Below are 17,197 nucleotides of genomic sequence, written 5' to 3' on the forward strand. Positions count from 1 at the left end.
CTGACCAGAGGATGTGACGGCGGTTGGCCAGGGTGACGCTGCAGACGATCGCCGACCGGGTGGGCGTGAGCCGGATGACCGTGTCGAACGCGTTCTCCCGGCCGGATCAGCTCTCCCGCGTGTTGCGTGACCGGATTCTGGCCGCTGCTGACGAGCTCGGTTATGTCGGCCCGGATCCCGCCGCCCGCGCGCTGGCCCGGGGGACGACGGGCGCGGTCGGGATCCTGCTGACCGACTCGCTGAGCTACGCGTTCTCCGATTCCGTCGCCACGGCATTCCTCGGGGCGATCGCGGAGGAGCTGACGCCGACCGGGCTGGCGTTGACGTTGCTGACCGCGAGCTCCACCAGTGACGTGGTCCCGGCCCGCGACGTCGCCATGGACGGCGCGCTGGTCTACTCGTGCGACCCGGCATCCCCGGCGGTGGATCTGCTGACCCGCCGCGGTCTGCCGCTGGTCCACATCGACCAGGTCCCCCAGGACGGCCTGACCAGCGTGAACGTCGCCGACCGCGATGGCGCCCGGGCCGCCGCTGAGCACCTGGTGAGCCTGGGGCACCACCGGGTCGCGCTGCTGATGAGCGGTCTGCACGGCCCGCACGGCCTGATCGACCCGGTCGCCTCCGACCTCGACGGGTACGCCTCGAAGCAGCGCCTGGCCGGCTGGCTGGACGCCCTCGGTCCGGCGGGTGCGCTGATCACCGCGGCCCGGGTGCCCGAGGTGGCCTTCGACGACGTCCGGCAGGCGACGCGGTTGCTGCTCGACCGCCCCGACCGGCCGACCGCTGTGCTGTGCTTCTCCGACGTCATCGCGATCGCCGTGATCGACGCCGCGCGGGAGCTGGGCCTGAGCGTCCCCGGTGACGTCTCCGTGGTCGGCTTCGACGACAGTCCAGCTGCGCTGCGTTTCCGTCCGGCGCTGACGACCGTACGTCAGGACGTCGTGCACAAGGGCCGTGCCGCCGCGGCCGCCCTGATCGCCGCGATGCGGGGCGAGGCCAAACCCGAACAGCTCCTCCTCCCCACCGAGCTGATCATCCGCGACAGCACCGGCCCCGCCGCCCGACCCCCGGGCACCTCACCGATACTGCCGGACGGCGACGCCGGCGAGCATCGGCATGGTGGTGGGGTCGACCGGGCCGGGGTCGTGGCCGGGACGCCAGAGGGGGACCCAGACCAGGCCGGGCTCCAGTAGCTCGAAACCCGAGAACAGCGCGGCGATCTCGGCACGGCTGCGGGGCGTCGTGGTGGGGGCGTTCGTGGTGCGGTAGACGGTGTCGACCGTGTCGCGGGGGCCCTGGGTGAGGGCGTCGGTGGCGGGGTGGGTGAGGGCGAGGAAGCTGCCGGGTGGCAGGGCTTCACGCAGCTTGCGTACGGCCGGAAGTGCGGTCGTGTCCGGCAGGAACTGCAGCACCGACAGCATCAGCAGCGCAATCGGCCGGTCGAAGTCCAGCAGCCGCTCGACCTCGGGGTGCTCGAGGATGCTCGCCGGGTCACCCAGATCGGCCTGCACCGCCGCCGCGCCATGGTTGCCGTTGAGCAGCTCGTTGCTGTGCGCGACCGCTTCAGGGTCGATGTCGACGTAGACGACGTGGCTGTCCGGGGCGTGCTGCTGGGCGATCTCGTGGACGTTCCCGGCAGTGGGAATGCCGGAGCCGATGTCGAGGAACTGCCGGACGCCGGCCGCGGTCAGCTCGGTGACGGCGCGGCGCAGGAACGCGCGGTTCGCCCGGGCGATCTCCTTCAACGTGGGCACGGCGACGAGCACCCGCTCCGCCGCGGCGACGTCCGCCGGGGTGTGATGATTGCCGCCGAGATAGTAGTCGTACATGCGGGCCATGCTCGGCTTGTCCATCCCGGCAGCGTAGAAGCGCATCCACAGCCCGGTCCACCGTGGAATCCGGTCAGTCGTTCGGGTACGGCGAGGTGAGGGAGAACGGGGTGCGGGCCAGCTCCAGTGTTGCCTCGGGGAAGCGTGGGCCCTCGGTGTAGTAGCGGGCGCGGGTGCGGCCGACCGGTGCAAGGAGTCCGGCGCTCGCCAGATCCCGCAGATCGCGCTGGGCCTGCTGCAGGGTGAGCCCCTCGGCCTGTTCGTATCGTGCACGGCGGACCCGGCCGTCGATCGCGACGTCGTGCAACGCTGAGACGACACGCTCGTCCCACCCGGCGGCGCCGGCGAACGTCGCGAGCTGATCCCACACCGCCGCGGACTGGTTCATGCGATGCAGAACCGTCTGTGCCTGCTGGTGGTAGGCGGTCAGGTTGAACCTGATCCAGCCGGAAACCTCCCGGTCGGGCTGGTACGTAGCGCCGCGGCGCTGCAACTCGCGGTAGTACTCCCACGTGTTGCCCGGCATGCCGAGCCATGCCTCGATCGAGGAGAATTCCGGGGCGAGGACACCCTCGCGGGCGATCAGGAGTGTCTGCAGTGACCGGGACATGCGGCCGTTGCCGTCGGCCCACGGGTGGATGGACACCAGGTGCAGGTGGGCCATGGCCGCCCGGATCAGCGGGTGGGCTTCGTCGTCGGCGTTGAGCCAGGCGACCAGTTCGCCCATCAACTCGGGGACGTCACCGGCATCGGGCGCGGTGTAGGCCGCGACCCGGGGATTGCGAGGGTCGGTGACGTAGACCGGTCCGCGGCGCCATTGCCCGGCTGGTTTGCGCTGAGTGTGGTGATGACCTTGCAGCATCCAGTGCAGAGCGTTCAACAGGCCCTTGCTGTATTGGAAGTCGGGGGCATCGTGCAGGGACTGCACGTAGGTCATCATGCGCTGGTACGCCAGGGTCTCTTCGCGGTTCTCGTCGGACACATCGACGTCCCGCTCGCCATCCATCAGATCCTGGGCGTCCTGCGTGGAGACGCGGAATCCTTCGATGGAGTTCGATGCGGCGACAGCGTCCGCGGTCAGGAATCTGCTGAGCCCGGATGTCCAGTTGCCGGGTCGCCCTCGCAGCTGGTGGCGAACCTGCTCGCGCATCTGTTCGACGTGGGTCAGGACCGCTCGGTCAGCCGCGGTCAGTGGTGGGGTGGGGAACAGCACAAGCAGACTTTGGAACCACGCAGTCACGGGGTCAAGGGCGATGCGTCGCCAGGTCGTTCCCGAATTTTGGATCTATCCAAATGCATGGATCGGTGGTGATACTGGGGATCCGCCGGCCGGATGGCGTTCCCCCGATGTCCTGACGGGCATCGTCGCTCACGCGGCTTGACGGACCCCCGTAGCGCTCTGTCATCCCCGGAGGTCTGGACGCATGCCCTCGACATCGGTTTCACCCCGCAGGAGAGCGCTCTCTGTGCTCGCAGCCGTACTCCTGCCGACAGCCATAGCCACCGCCGTGCCGCAGGTGGCGCACGCGGCCGTTCCCGCCCCGCCGGCCGGTTTCACGCTGACGTGGAGCGACGACTTCAACGGTGCGGCCGGCACCGGCATCGATCAGAGCCTGTGGAAGTACGACACCGGGCCGGGCAGCAGCTTCGGGACCGGCGAGATCGAGACGATGACCAGCAGTACCTCGAACGTCTACTACGACGGCGGGGGACACCTGGTGCTGCAGGCGTTGCACTCCGGCTCCGACCCGAGGAGCGGATGGACCTCCGGGCGGGTGGAGACCCAGGCGGCGACGTTCGGTGCCGCAGCAGGCGGAGTCGTACGCATGGAGTCCGTCCTGCAGCAGCCCAACGTCACCACCGCGAACGGTGCGGGGTACTGGCCCGCGTTCTGGATGCTCGGCGCGCCGCTGCGGTCCGGGGTCACCTGGCCGAAGTCGGGCGAGGTGGACATCATGGAGGACATCAACGGCCGCAGCTCGGTCTTCAGCACCATCCACTGCGGCGTGAACCCCGGCGGGCCCTGCAACGAGTCGACCGGGATCGGCTCCGGGGAGCGGGCCTGTTCCGGCTGCCAGACCGGGTTCCATGACTATGCCGTGGAGATCGACCGCTCCACGTCGCCGGAGGAGATCCGGTTCTACCTCGACGGCGCGAACTTCTACACCGTCAAGGCGACCGCCGTCGACGCCACCACGTGGGCCGACGCGATCGATCACCCGTTCTTCATCATCTACGACCTGGCGATCGGCGGCGGCTTCCCCGACGCGTTCGGCGGCGGCCCGACCGCCGCCACGGTCTCCGGCGGCAAACTCATCATCGACTCGGTGGCCGTCTACAACAAAGGAGGTGGAGGCGGCGGCTCGGTGACCGGGCAGACCCTGACCGGCCCGGGCGGCAAGTGCGTGGACGTGGCCGGCGACGACACCGGCAGTGACGGCACCGCGGTCCAGCTCTGGGACTGCCAGTCCGGCGCGAAGGACCAGCACTGGACCTGGAACGGCCAGAGCCTGCAGACCCTCGGCAAGTGCCTGGACATCGCCGGCGGTGCCAGCGCGGCGGGCACCAAACTCCAGCTCGCGACGTGCAACAGCGGCGGCTACCAGAGTTGGGTCACCCAGCCCGACGGCTCCCTGAAGAACCCCGCCAGCGGCCGCTGCGCCGACTCCCCGAACGGTGCCACCGCGAACGGCACCCGGCTGCAGATCTGGGACTGCAACGGTGCCGCCGCGCAGAAGTTCGCCATCGGCACCCCGATCTACGGCCCCGGCGGCAAGTGTGTGGATGTCGCCGGCGACGACACGGGCGGCGACGGCACCGCGGTCCAGCTCTGGGACTGCCAGCAGGCCACGGCGGCAGATCAGAAATGGACCTTCAACGGCCAGACTCTGCGTACGCTCGGCAAGTGCCTCGACATCGCCGGCGGCACCAGCACCGCGGGCACCAAGCTCCAGCTCGCGACGTGCAACAGCGGCGGCTACCAGAACTGGGTGGTCAACGCCGACGGCTCCCTGTCCAACCCGGCCAGCGGCCGCTGCGTCGACTCCCCGAACGGTGCCACCGCGAACGGCACCCGGCTGCAGATCTGGGACTGCAACGGCGCCGCCGCGCAGAAGTTCTCCCTGGCCTGACCCGTTCGCCGCGCGCGGGCACCAGGGGCCGGAAGCGGATGGTGCCCGCGCATCGGGGTCCTGCGGCGGGGAATGTATGGCGGCTGTATCGCTGGTCTCTAGCCTCCTGAGGTCAAATTCGGTCCTAACGGGAGCCTTCGTGCGTAGACCACGTGCTGTACCCCTTCTCGCTGCCCTGACCCTGGTGCTGTCGTTTGCCGTCGCGGGTGGGGGATCGCCCGCCGAGGCGGCCGCCGCGACGCCCGTGGCCGGGCAGTACGTGCCGCTCACCCCGGCGCGCATCGTCAACCTCCAGCCCGTGGCCGGGGCGGCGACGTACACGTTCTCGCCTCTCGGTAAGGGCGGGGTCCCGGCCAGCGGTGTTTCGGCCATCGCCTACCAGTTGCACGCGCTGAGCGCCACTGGCAACGGCACGGTGACCGCGTTTCCCGCGGTTGCCGGTAGCAGTCCGCCCGGCACGTCCAACCTGAATTTCGTCAAGGACGTGTGGGCTGACAACGCTGTCGTGACCAAGCTCGGCACCGGCGGCCAGATCTCGCTCTACAACGGTTCCACCACGGCGGCGGAGGCCGACGTGAACGTCGACGTCGTCGGCTACTACACGGCTGCCGGTTCCACCACGGTCGGCTCGACCTATGTGCCGCTCAAGCCGGTCCGGATCGTCAGCGAAAAGCCCAACGCGGCCGCCGCCTACTACGATGTGACGCCGCTCGGTCAGGGCGGAGTGCCGCACAGTGGGGTCACCGCCGTCGTGGCGCACGTGACGACGACGGCCAGCACGGCGGGGGCGCTGCTCGCCTTCCCGCTGGGTGCGACCCACCCGACCGCCTCGGACAACCACTACGCCACCGGCGGGCGCTTCACGGCCCAGACCACGGTCAAGCTCGGCACCAACGGGACGTTCCGGATCTACACGACCACGGCGGTGACGCTGTGGGTGGAGATCGTCGGCTACTTCCAGGATGCCACCGGCTCGGCCACCGGGTCCGTGTTCACCGCGGTCACGCCCGCCCGGGTCCTCGGCCGGCCGGTCATCACGGCGGACACCACCAGCACGTTCGCGCTTGCCGGGCTCGGTGGGGTGCCCGCGACCGGGTCGTCCGCCGTCGCGTTCAACCTGACCGCCTACTCGGAGAGCGGCACCCTGGCGGGTGGGCTCAGCGTCTACGCGGCCGACGAGGCGCAGCCGGTCGCGCGGCAGCTGTCCTATCAGGCCAGTACCCGACGCTGGCCGACCCAGCAGGTGTCGCACCTGAGCCAGGACGGCAAGGTCGCGATCCACAACACCGCCGCGGGCAGCGTCGTGCTGCTCATCGACGTGCTCGGTTACTACACCCCGACCGGGCTACGGGCGAGCGGCCTGCCGTGGAGCTCCGGCGTCAACCCGCAGAGTCAGACCACCGAGCGGGCCGACGACTTCGCCGACTTCCGCGGCGCGAAGGTCGACAACGTCACCCTCTTCCCGCGGCGTGACAACTGGGACACCGTCGACGACGCCCAGTGGATCGAGGACGGTCTGCCGTCCGGGTTCACCCCCGCCCGTGACGACCTGATCATGACTATCCCGCTGTGGCCCGGCGGCGGCGTCAACAACGTCTCCTTCACCGGTACGCAGACCCAGTGGCAGGACCTGGCCAGGACGATCGCTGATGCCGACCCGGACGCGTATGTGCGGCTCGGCTGGGAGATGAACCTGCCGAACTGGTACTGGAAGCTCACCGACGCCAACCAGGCTGCCTGGCAGGCCTCCTTCATCCAGGCCGTGCAGTGGATGAAGGCCGCCGCCCCGGGGCTGCGGATCGTCTACAACCCCAACAAGGGCGCCGACCAGACCTGCGACAACGAGTGCAGCGTGCAGGTCTTCGAGGCAGTGCGGGACTACGTCGACGTGTACGCGATCGACTCGTACGACTCCTGGAACCCGGACACCGGAACCGCCGGCACCGACGAGCACTTCAACGGCTATCGCCGGCTCAACGAGTCGCTCGCCCTCGCCACGGCCAACGGCACGAAGTTCGCGGTCGCGGAGTGGGGCGTCGCCTGCAACATCTACAACGCCGACCCCGACCTCAACTGCCAGTGGTACGGCCACGCCGGTGGCGACAACCCGCAGTACATCCACGACTACATGGGCTGGTTCGCCGACAATGCCGGTGACCTCGCCTACGAGTCCTACTTCGACGAGCCCGGCGCGTACATCCGCTCCTCGCTGAGCGACACCCCGATCGGGCCGCTCGCACCCGCGGCCTACAAGGCGGAGGTCGCGGCCAACAAGATGTGACGCCGGCTCAGCGCAAAGCCTGCAAGAGCAGTGAATGTGTCTGCTCGGCGGGCCGGACGAGCCCCATCTCGCGGAAGCCGGCCTCGGCGGCGGTCAGCAACTCGGCCGCCGCCGCGGGCCGGCCTTCGAGCAACTCGATCCGTCCGGCGGCCCGGCGGGCGGACGCGATGCCCCAGCGGTGCCCGATCCGGGTGGCGCGGGCGAAACACTGCCCGGCGAGGACCCGGGCCTGGTCGATCGAGCCCAGCTCCAGGTAGGCGTCGGTGAGGACGATCTCGGCGACGGTCAGCTGCATCTGGTCGCGCAGATCGGTGTACGCGAGCACGGCCTCCCGCGCATGCCGGGCGGCGACCGCGGGCTGGTTGCGGCGCCGATGGCCCGCGGCGAGGAACGTGTGTGCCTCGGCGGCGCCCCAGACGTCGCCGGCGGCCTCGAAGATCGTCAGAGCCCGGCCGAGTGCGGCGTTCTCCTCCTCGGGGGAGGAACTGAACGGCTGCCGGAAGGTGAGCTGGATGTAGCCGGCCGCGGGAGTCCCGTCCAGCACGGGAAGCAACGCCACGGCCCGCTCGAAGGCGGCGACGGCCTCCCCGACGTGGCCCAGCTGCTGCTCGGCCACGGCCCAGCCGAGCGCGGCCCCCGCCATCCCCGCGGCATCATCCAGCCCGCGATACAGCTCGTACGACCGGCGTAGATGCGGCAACGCCCCCTGGTTGTCGTCGCGGAACCGGAAGAGGCTTCCCACACTCAGCGCCAGCAACGCGGCGGTGGCAGGCGGCAACGGCGTCCCGGCGGGGATCACGTCGTGCGTCGCGGCCCAGTCGTCGATCCGTCCGCGTAGGACACAGAAGTTGACGGTGGCGGTCGCGAGCCGCGCGGCGAGCTCGACCTGCCCGGTCCCGGCCAGCGACGGCACGAGCGCGCGCAGGCCGTCCAGCTCGGCCTCGAACCACTCCACCGGTGCGGCGCCGGCCTCCGGCACGGGCGCCGACGGCGCGGGCAGTGCCATCGGCCGGCCCGGTAGCCGCCGGTTCGCCGTCAGCGCGGCGGCCAGGTACGCCCGTCCCGCGGCGGCGATCAGCTCCCCGGCCGGTGGCCCCGGCTGCTCACTCGCCGAGAGGCGGACCAGATCGTGCAGCCCGTACCGCTCGCCACCGGCCCGGGTGAGCACCTGCGCGTCGCACAGCTCCTCGGCCAGCGAATACGCCTCCGGCTCGCGAACGTCGAGCAGCGCCGCAGGCAGCCAGGCCGCGAACGTACGCATCGGCAGGATACTGACCAGCCGCAGCAGGTCGAGGGCACGCGGCGAGAGTCTGCGGTAGCTGAGCGCGAGGCTGGCCCGGATGTCGATGTCGCCGACGGTCAGCCGGTCGAGCCGCTGATGCTCGTCGGAGAGCCGCGCGACGATGCGCCCGAGCGCCGGGCCCGGCAGCGACGCCGACCGCATGCCGGCCGCGCGGATCCCCAGCGGCAGGCCGCCGCACAGGTCGGCGAGCGCGGCGGCGGCATCGGGCTCGGCGGTGACAGCGGCCCGCCCCGCGATCCGGGCCAGCAGCGCGACCCCGGCCCCGGTGCTCAGTGGGCGCAGCTCGAGGATGTGCGCACCCGGCACGGTCAGCAGCGAACGGCTCGTCACCAGCAGCGCCCCGCCCGGCCCCGGCATGAGCCGGCGCACCTGGGCAGCCTCGGTCGCGTTGTCGGCGACGATCAGGACCCGGCGACCGGCCAGCAGTGACCGGAGTTGATCGGCGCGCTCCTGCGGGTCGTCGGGCAGCGTCTCGCCGGGTACGCCCAGCGCCCGCAGGAACCGTCCGAGAACCCGCGCCAACGGGACCGCGCTGCCATCGGTCTGCTGCAGATCGGCGTAGAGGCACCCGTCCGGGAACAGGTCCGCCACCTCGTGCGCGACGCGGACCGCCAGGGTGCTCTTGCCGATGCCCGCCATGCCGCCGATCAGGGCCGTGACCCCCGCACCGGGTACGGGGTCCGACTTGCGCAGCAGCTCCGTCAGCCGGGTGATCTCGTCCTCGCGTCCCACGAAGTCGGCCACCGCGGGCGGCAGCTGGAACGGCGTCGCGAGCCGGTCGGCGCTGTCGTCGGCGGCGGGCAGCAGGCGGGGGTCCCGGCGCAGCACCGCCTGGTGGATCGCCGTCAGCTCGGGGCCGGGGTCGATGCCGAGGCTCGCCGCCAGCACCGACCGGGCGTCCTGGAACGCCAGCAGCGCCCCGGCCGGATCCCCGCCCTGGTAGTGCGCGAGGACGAGCAGGCTGCGCAGATGTTCGCGCAGGGGATGCTCGCTCACCGTGGCGCGCAGCAGTGCCTGGGCCGCTGCCGGCTCACCGCCGCGCAGCAGCAACTCGCTGTACAACTCGACTGCGGCGAGATAGTCATCCTGCGCGGCGGCCGCCCGCGCCCGCAGCACCGGTCCGACCGGCTCACCCGCGAACGGCTGCCCGCGCCACAGCTCCAGCGCCGCCCGCAGGCCGGCCCGCGCAGCCTCCGGCCGATCGACGGCGGCCTTGCGCCCGGCGGTGAGCAGCGCGCCGAACTCGGCGAGGTCCAGCTCACCCTCGGCCACCTCGAACCGGTAACCACCGCTGTCGGAGCTGATCCTGCCGGGGAACAGCTTGCGCAGCTGGGAGAGGTAGGTGCGGAGGTTGGCCACCGCGGAGGCGGGCGGACGCTGCGGCCAGACCTCGTCGACCAGGAAGTCGAGCGACACCGGTCGTCGTCCCGCGGTCAGCAGCAGCAGGGCGACGAGCCGGGGTTTGGCAGCGAGGGTCTGTCCCGGGAGCTCGGTCGGTCCCAGCACCCGGTACAGCACAGCCCATGCTAACCCCGGCCGTCGTCCATGATCACTTCCGCGGGGCGAGGTTCAGCTCACACGCCGCATCCACACTCCCGGCTGGTCCTCGCGCAGCACAGCCACCACCCGGCCGTCACCGCTCATCGCACCCCACTGCGCCGGGACTCCGATGTCGACGGTCTGTTCGGCACTGACCACGGTGAACCCGTCCTTGCTGCCGGCCGGGGCAGACTCGTGGTAGGCGAACGCCACGGAGCCGTCGTCGCTGAGTTGCGGCACCGTCCAGGTCACGGGTTGCCCGCCCGGGACCAGGAGCACGATGTCGGCCGCCGTCGGGGTACCCGCCCGGCCGGTCCGCACGTACGGACCCATGGTGTAGGTACCCGTGGTGGTGTTGTAGCTGCCGTAGAAGCCGGCTGTCCGCGAGGCGTCGGCGGAGATCGCGCTCACCTCGTACGCGAGGCCGTCCGTGGTCTGCGGGGTCATCTCCTTCCACGCGCCGGTGGTGGCGTCGTAGAGGTAGTTCGTCAGGCCGCCGTTCTCGGCCTGCTCGGCGTAGACGATGTAGCGACCGGTGCCGGAGACGGCGAAACGCTTGCCGTCGGCGACGTACGGGCCGGAGGTGCAGGTGTATTCGACCCAGCAGCGGCTCACCTGGGTCGCCGTGCCGGAACCGATCACCGAGCGCCACACCGAGCCGCGCAGGGTGGAGGTCGCCTGAGCCCAGACGAGCAGCGTGGTGCCGTCCGCGCTGAGTTCCTGATGCTGGGGAATCGCGGGCATGTTGCCCGGCCTGGCATCGGTGACCGTGCCGCGGGCGAGGTCGTGGACCAGGATCCGGCGGGTGCTGCCGGCGCCCACGAGGTAGGAGACGAGGTTGCCGGAGCCGTCGATCGCCGGGTCGCCCGCCGTGACCGGGGTGACGCCGTCCGGGCCACGGCTGACCAGCACGATATCGCCGGTGACGAGGTCATGGCGTACGAGGTAGCCGCCGGCACTCGCGCCGGCCAGGTCGGCCGGGGCGAGCGGGCTGTCCGGGCTCAGCGAGTAGACGACGTAGCGCCCGGTGCGCGAGAGCACGGGATCACCCCAGTGCAGGGTGCTCATGGCCGGGTCGGCTGCCGTGATGTTGACCGGTTGCGTTCCGATCGGCAGGAAGCTGTCGTCGGCCGGCGAGATCGACTGTGTGGAGGAGCCGGCCGGTCCGGTGCCCTTCGCGTTCGTCGCCCATACGTAGACCAGGTAGCTGGTACCGGGATTCAGGTATTTGAGCTGCGCGGTGGTCGCCCCTGCCGGGGCGATCACCGATACGGTCGCCGGCAGCGTGGTCAGTGTGTAACCGGTGATCGGGGAACCGTTGTCCGCGGGTGCCTTCCAGGTGACCTTCGCGGTGAAGGATCCCGCGACCGCCTTGACGTCCTGTGGGGCGTCCGGAGCCCGGGCGCCGATGCGGACCGCGGTGGTGGCCTGCATCGGCGGCCGCAGGTTGGCGGGGTCGCCCGGGCTGGTGGCGGTGATCTCGGCGGTGCCCTCCTGCGGCGAGGTGAACAACCCCTTCTGGTCGATGCGCCCGGGACCGTCGGTCACGGCCCACTCGATCGGGATGTCGTCGGGCCAGCCGACCACGGTGACGCCGAAGTCGACGGTCGTGTTCACCGACGTCGACGGCGCCCTCGGGGTGATCGCGATACCGGTGTAGGCACCGGCGGCCTGCGCCACAGTGAGGAACAGGTTGACGATGTTCGGGCTCGAGAACTCCAGCGTGACGCCGAGGATCTTCCGGGATTTGAGCTCCGCGTTGACGCGCAGCCCCACCCGCGCCTCCCACCACGGGTTCTGCGTCGTGTCGGCGAAGAACCGTACGTAGGGCGTGAAGAGCACGCTCGGCCCCGCAGCACCGTAGAAGAACAATGTCATCGAGACCGGCGTGTCCAGTTCGGCGTTGGCGTCGCCGAACGCGTTGATGGTCGCCGACGGCGAGCCGTCCGACCAGTTCGACGCGGTCGGGGTCACCTTGGTGCCGTCGATCGCCATGCCGACGGAGAAGGACCGGTCGAACGAGAAGGAGAAGCTGTACCCGCCGCCCGCGGTGATGGTGGCGGCGACGTCGACCCCGAACTCGGGGCACATCACCACGGGGACGATACCGATCGGGACGGTGACGCAGGAGCCCCGGACCGTTCCCAGCCGGCGGTGCCAGTCGAGCAGGTCCATCGAGACGCCGACCTTGGCCTGGACCTGGCTCTCGGTCTTCGCTCCAAGCGTGAACTGGCCCTTGACCCCGATCGGGAACGCGTAGTCCAGCCGGCCGCCGTACGTCGGAGTGATCTTGGTCTGCATCTCGGTCCGGGCGCCGTGCCCGGCCGAGTCCTGCTGCGGAGCGAAGGCGTACTCCATCACGAGTGCGCCGTCGCGGATGCCGATGTCCGGCGTCCCGATAGCCACCTTCGGGGCGCCCTCGGCGAGGGTGCGGCCCTTGATAGTGGGCTCGGCGAGGCGGACGCCGGGCACCAGCGGCGTGAACGACGCGACGTCCTGAGTGGTGAGCCTGCCGTCCACCGACAGGCCACCCGCGGTGAACACCTCGTCCAGGCCGGCCTCGGCCGTGGCGACCACGAACAGCCCGGAGCGGGTCACCGCACCGGTGACGCGGCCGTAGAAGCCTCGCGGCGTGACCGCATTGGGTGTCAGGACGAGCAGGGCACCGGTCTTCAGCGCCGCGACCTGCGCCGTGGGCTGCTCGAAGGTGAGCGTGCCGTCCTGCTGGGCGGTGCGCAGCGTGGCCATCGACGCGCTGGTCAGGACGGTGGGTGGCGTCTTCATCGCCACCTTCGGCGTGACGGGCTCGGAGGCCGGGCTCGCCGCGCCGGTTCCGGCCGCGTTCGTGGCCTTCACCGTCACGGTGTACGCCGTCGCCTGGTTCAACCCGCTCAGGACCGCGGTCGTGGTGGCGGCGCCGACCGTGACCGTGGCTCCGCCCGGTGACGCGGTCACGGTGTAGCCCGTCACGGCGCTCGTGCCGACGTCGGTGGGCGCGCTCCAGGCGGTGGTGAGCTGGCCGGCGCCGGTCGCCGAGACGCGTAGCTCGGTGGGGGCGGCGGGTGCGCGGGTCGCGGCCGGGGTCGCGGTCACCTCCGTGGCGGGCCCCGCGCCGGCGGAGTTCTTCGCGGTGACGGCGAGGATGACGGGCGTACCGTTGGCCAGGCCGGTGACCGATGCGACCGTCGTGCCGGCCGGTACCTCGACCACCTTGGCGCCGGGGCTGGTCGTGACCGCGTAACCCGTGATCGTCCCGCCGCCGTCCGGAGGCGCGACCCACTGCAGGTCGACCCGCTGGTTCAGGGCGACGACCGAGGTGACGGCGGGCCGTAGCGGCGGCTGGGCCGGTCCGGGCGTGACCGTGGCGGAGGGCGCCGAGGACGTACCGGCGCCGTTGCCGTTAGTGGCGGTGACCGTGATGCGGTAGGCCGTACCGTTGGTGAGACCCGGCAGGATCGCCTCGGTGAGGTCGCCCGCTGCCTCGGCGGACACCCCGCCCGGTGTGGCCACGAGCCGGTAGGTGGTGACCGTCGCGGCGCCTGCGGGCGGCGGGCTCCAGGTCACTGCCACCGCGCCGTCGCGGGCCAGCACATCGGTCACGAACGGCTGTCCCGGCGCCACGGGTGCCTCCGGTGTTACGGCGCCCGAGCGCGCGGACGCCGTCGAGGTCCCGGCCGCGTTGGTGGCGGTCACCGAGAACGTGTACGCCACCCCGTTGCTCAACCCCGGCACCTGCACGCTCGTACCGTCGTCCGCAGTGGAGGCCGTGGCACCACCGGGGGAGGCGGTCACGGTGTACCGGGTGATCGCGGCGCCCCCGTCGGTGGCCGGCGGATCCCACGAGACCGTCGCCGTGCCACTGCCGGCTGCCGTCGCGCGCACCGCGCCCGGCACGCCGGGCGCGGTCGCCGCACGGTAGTAGCCGACGATGTCACCCAGGATCCGGACGGCGTCGCCCGCGTTGTAGAGGGAGATCTTTCCGCCGGTGCCGACCTTGCTGATCTGCAGCGTGGGCCAGCTTCCGCCAACGCGATAGGTGAGCTGCCGCGCTACCGGTTTGTCCGTCCCGGTAGCCCACGTGCTGAGCGCACCCGCCTTCGTGGCCTTGTTCGCGGTCAGGTTGAACACCACCGCCGCGACACCGCTGGTGGGTACGCCACCGACCCCGGCGACGGGGTAGTCCACCTGGGTGCTGGCAGCCACCGTCTCCCCGGCGATGAAACGGGTGGGGGTGAGGGCGACATAGCTCGATCCGGACGCGGTGCCGGCGGGCTTCTGGTAGTAGCCGACGACGTCGACGGTCAGCTTGGCGAGCTGGGTGCTGTAGACGAGGAACCTGCCGTCGCTGCCGAGCGGCGCGTGGACCAGGTTGGTGTAGTTCGGGTCGCTGCCGTAGGTCACGTCCACGGTGGCCGGCTGTTTCGCGTCGCTCGCGTAGACCGTGACCTGCCCGGCGACCGTCGAGCTGAGCGTGAGGTGCGCGACGATCCCGGTGACGTTTGTGGCAGGGATGCCGCCCAGGCCGAGCGGCGCGACGGGCAGCGCCGTTTTGGCCTTGATCTCCAGCGCACTCGCGATCCGGGCCGGAGCCACGGGTACGAACGTCGACCCCGCGCTCTGCCCCGTGCCGGAGGTGAAGTAGCCGATGACGTCGACGGAGATCGCGGCCTCCGCGGCGCCGCCGTTGTAGATCTTCGCCTTGCCGTCCGCGCCGAGCCCGGTGACGACCTGGTTGGTGGCGGTAACCCCGGCCTGGTAGTTCAGGTTCGAGGCGCCCGGCCGGGCCACATCACTCGCATGCACGACGAGCCAGCCGTCATCCGTGCTCAGCGCCGAGAACTGGAAGGCCACGGCCGAGACGCCGCCGGCGGGGATCCCGCCCTGCCCCAGCGGGCCGAGGGAGTAGCTCTCCGCGGGCGCGACCTTGCCCCCGCTGACGATCCGCACCGGCGTGACCGGCACGAACTGCCCCGCTGCCGGGCGGACGTCCGCCCGCGCCGGAGCGGCGGACGGGAGCACGGCCAGCGAGACGCAAGCAACACTGGCGATGAGTATGGACATGAACGCGGAACACCATCTGCGGATCACGGCGCGACGCTAGAGAGATGGCGTACATTCCCGGCACATTCCGGCTCAGGCGGTGCTGAGCAGGGCGAGGAGGGCGTCGGTTTCCGCACCGGCGTGGGTCGGGAAGTCGAGGGCCGCGTCGGCGCTGCAGATGGTGACGATGTCGACCTGCGGGTGGGTGTCGTGGGGCCGCACCCGGAACCCGGCGATGCCGGCGCGGGGAACGACGGTGCGGGCGATGGAGTGCGGCTTGTCGCGGCCCTGGACGAGGCGGTCGCGGCGGTGCAGCAGTTGGATCTCCCGGTCGTCGGCCAGCAGGATCGAGGCGTGCAGCGTCACCGGGCGCAGCAGGCGGGACACGCGGTTTCCCCGGCCGACGGCCGCACGCCGGGCGGCGCTGATCAGGCGCATGCCGGGTTCGGTGGCCAGGACCTGCCGGTACGCCGTGACCAGCCCCATGTCGCCACCGCCGAGGTCGGGCGGCGGGGATGCCACCGGGGGCGCGGGAATTCCCGCGCGCCACGGCAGGTACAGCTTGCGCAGCAACCGCGTCAACATGGTGATCGGGGCCGGGTCGAGGGCGTTGTAGGAGATGAGGGTGGCCGCGCCGTCGGCGGTGTGCACCGTCAGCCGGCCGTCGAGCAGGCTGACGCTGTCCTCGATGGCGGTGATCTGCGCGAACGGGAGACGTGCCCGCTCGTACCAGTCGTCGCGGCGGCGCAGGACGGTGAGCTGCGAGGTGCCGACCGCGATCAGGAAGTCGTACAGGTGCATATCGGGGTTGGCATCCCGCCGTTCGATCGCGCGGGGGACCTTGAGCACCAGCCGCGACGCCGCGGGGTCGATGCCGGCGTCGCGGTAGAGCCGGGGCAGCTCGGCCGTGGTGTGAACCTCGTCGATCCAGGGTCCGAAGGCGTCAAACTCCGCGGTACGTCGCACTGCCGCACTCCCCAAGCTCGGAAGAATGCCAACACTACGCGTCCCGTCAGCCCGGCCCTGCCGGTCAGCCGGCGCTGCAGGAGACCGCCGGCCAGGTGGTGCTGCCGTTCTTCATGATGGTCACGCCGAACGTGTTGCCGTTGCCGTTGGGTTTGGCGGTCATGACCTGGCCGCTGGAGTCCCAGGTGGCGGTGGTGTTCCAGGTCGAGCTGATCTTCTCGGGGGCCGGGACGTTCATCGTGACGGTCCAGGCGCTGGAGCCGGTGACCGCGACGTTCAGGTTGTACCGGTCGCTCCAGCTCTCCCCGGCCGACAGCGTCGCGGTGCAGCCGCCGCCGGGGTTGCCGGCTGTCGGGCTGGTCGTGGGGGTGCCGCCGGAACCCTCGCTGACGTTCATCGTGGAGGTGGCGTTGCTCTGGTAGCCCTCGGTGGCCAGGATCTGGTAGTCGTGGGTGCCGAGGGTCAGGCCGAGCCGGGACCAGGCGTTGAAGTGGTTGGCGGTGGTGATGGTCCCGCTGGTGCGATGCTGCTGGCGGACGCTCCAGTACTGGTAGAACGTCGCGTTGCCGATGATCGAGGGCTGGTTGACCCGCTGGGTGCGGTAGATGTCGTAGGTGCTGCCGTCGGTGGTGACCGAGCCCAGCCGCGTGGTGCCGGTGCTGGGGTTGTAGCTGCCGAAGTCCTCGACGATGTAGTACTCGATGAGCGGGTTGGTGGTCCAGCCGTACAGCGCGAGGTAGCCGTTGCCGTTCGGGTTGAAACTGCCCGAGTAGTTGACGGTGTGGCTGGAGCCGGGCTTCCAGCCCTTCCCGACGACGGAGTTGTTGATGCCGCTCATCTGGACGCGGTAGCTGCCGCCGGAGCCCAGTGTCATGGAGACGTTGCCGGAGTCCTTCCAGTACGAGAAGAAGTAGCCGTTGTGGTAGCCGGTGAGGTTCGACGTGATGGTCCGGTCGGCCTCCGCATGGGCGACACCTGCCACGGCGAGTGAGACGGCCGCCAGCACCGCGGCGCAGACGGCGCTGATGAGCAGCCGCAGACGGCCACGTCCGCTGAGCTTCGGACGGGCTTCAATTCGATGCATCGCTGTCCTCCTTGCGGGACCGGA

At 70.9% G+C, this 17,197-nt stretch carries 9 protein-coding genes; 3 read left to right on the plus strand and 6 right to left on the minus strand.

Going from position 1 to position 17,197, the window contains the following annotated elements:
* The first annotated feature begins 32 nt into the window (after positions 1-32).
* Entirely contained in the window at positions 33-1,193 is a 1,161-nt protein-coding gene (locus Ahu01nite_RS30670) for a LacI family DNA-binding transcriptional regulator (protein ID WP_239159265.1), read from the plus strand.
* Here the strand turns inward: Ahu01nite_RS30670 and Ahu01nite_RS30675 are convergent.
* Positions 1,077-1,853 carry an SAM-dependent methyltransferase gene (locus Ahu01nite_RS30675; RefSeq protein WP_203840148.1) on the minus strand — a complete coding sequence of 259 codons (777 nt, stop codon included), beginning with the start codon at positions 1,851-1,853 and terminating at the stop codon, positions 1,077-1,079. The genes Ahu01nite_RS30670 and Ahu01nite_RS30675 overlap by 117 nt on opposite strands.
* A 49-nt stretch (positions 1,854-1,902) precedes the next feature.
* On the minus strand, positions 1,903-3,042 hold the full coding sequence (locus Ahu01nite_RS30680) for a Fic family protein (RefSeq protein WP_239159266.1): 1,140 nt from the start codon (positions 3,040-3,042) through the stop codon (positions 1,903-1,905).
* Between the two features lie 253 nt (positions 3,043-3,295).
* On the opposite strand from Ahu01nite_RS30680, the gene Ahu01nite_RS30685 reads away from it, so the two are divergent.
* The gene (locus tag Ahu01nite_RS30685; RefSeq protein ID WP_239159267.1) at positions 3,296-4,960 is read left to right on the plus strand and encodes a ricin-type beta-trefoil lectin domain protein; all 1,665 of its coding nucleotides are present in this window, start codon (positions 3,296-3,298) and stop codon (positions 4,958-4,960) included.
* Between the two features lie 139 nt (positions 4,961-5,099).
* Entirely contained in the window at positions 5,100-7,241 is a 2,142-nt protein-coding gene (locus tag Ahu01nite_RS30690) for a hypothetical protein (protein ID WP_203840149.1), read from the plus strand.
* A 7-nt stretch (positions 7,242-7,248) separates the two neighbouring features.
* On the opposite strand, the gene Ahu01nite_RS30695 is transcribed toward Ahu01nite_RS30690, so the two are convergent.
* The 4 genes from Ahu01nite_RS30695 to Ahu01nite_RS30710 all read right to left on the minus strand — a co-directional run bounded on the left by Ahu01nite_RS30695 (position 7,249) and on the right by Ahu01nite_RS30710 (position 17,173).
* Positions 7,249-10,050, minus strand: coding sequence for an AfsR/SARP family transcriptional regulator (locus Ahu01nite_RS30695; protein ID WP_203840150.1), 2,802 nt, complete (start codon positions 10,048-10,050; stop codon positions 7,249-7,251).
* 63 nt (positions 10,051-10,113) lie between these two features.
* On the minus strand, positions 10,114-15,144 hold the full coding sequence (locus tag Ahu01nite_RS30700) for a fibronectin type III domain-containing protein (protein WP_203840151.1): 5,031 nt from the start codon (positions 15,142-15,144) through the stop codon (positions 10,114-10,116).
* A 72-nt stretch (positions 15,145-15,216) separates the two neighbouring features.
* On the minus strand, positions 15,217-16,089 hold the full coding sequence (locus Ahu01nite_RS30705; RefSeq protein WP_203840152.1) for a hypothetical protein: 873 nt from the start codon (positions 16,087-16,089) through the stop codon (positions 15,217-15,219).
* A 64-nt stretch (positions 16,090-16,153) separates the two neighbouring features.
* Positions 16,154-17,173 carry a glycoside hydrolase family 11 protein gene (locus Ahu01nite_RS30710; protein WP_203840153.1) on the minus strand — a complete coding sequence of 340 codons (1,020 nt, stop codon included), beginning with the start codon at positions 17,171-17,173 and terminating at the stop codon, positions 16,154-16,156.
* Positions 17,174-17,197 lie beyond the last annotated feature (24 nt).

This window comes from Winogradskya humida (assembly GCF_016862215.1).
Classification (GTDB): domain Bacteria; phylum Actinomycetota; class Actinomycetes; order Mycobacteriales; family Micromonosporaceae; genus Actinoplanes; species Actinoplanes humidus.

Bases quoted from the DNA above. Each gene is read 5' to 3' on its own strand.
- Ahu01nite_RS30675 (WP_203840148.1), bottom strand. From the start codon at position 1,853: ATGGACAAGCCGAGCATGGCCCGCATGTACGACTACTATCTCGGCGGC.
- Ahu01nite_RS30700 (WP_203840151.1), bottom strand. From the start codon at position 15,144: ATGTCCATACTCATCGCCAGTGTTGCTTGCGTCTCGCTGGCCGTGCTC.
- Ahu01nite_RS30710 (WP_203840153.1), bottom strand. From the start codon at position 17,173: ATGCATCGAATTGAAGCCCGTCCGAAGCTCAGCGGACGTGGCCGTCTG.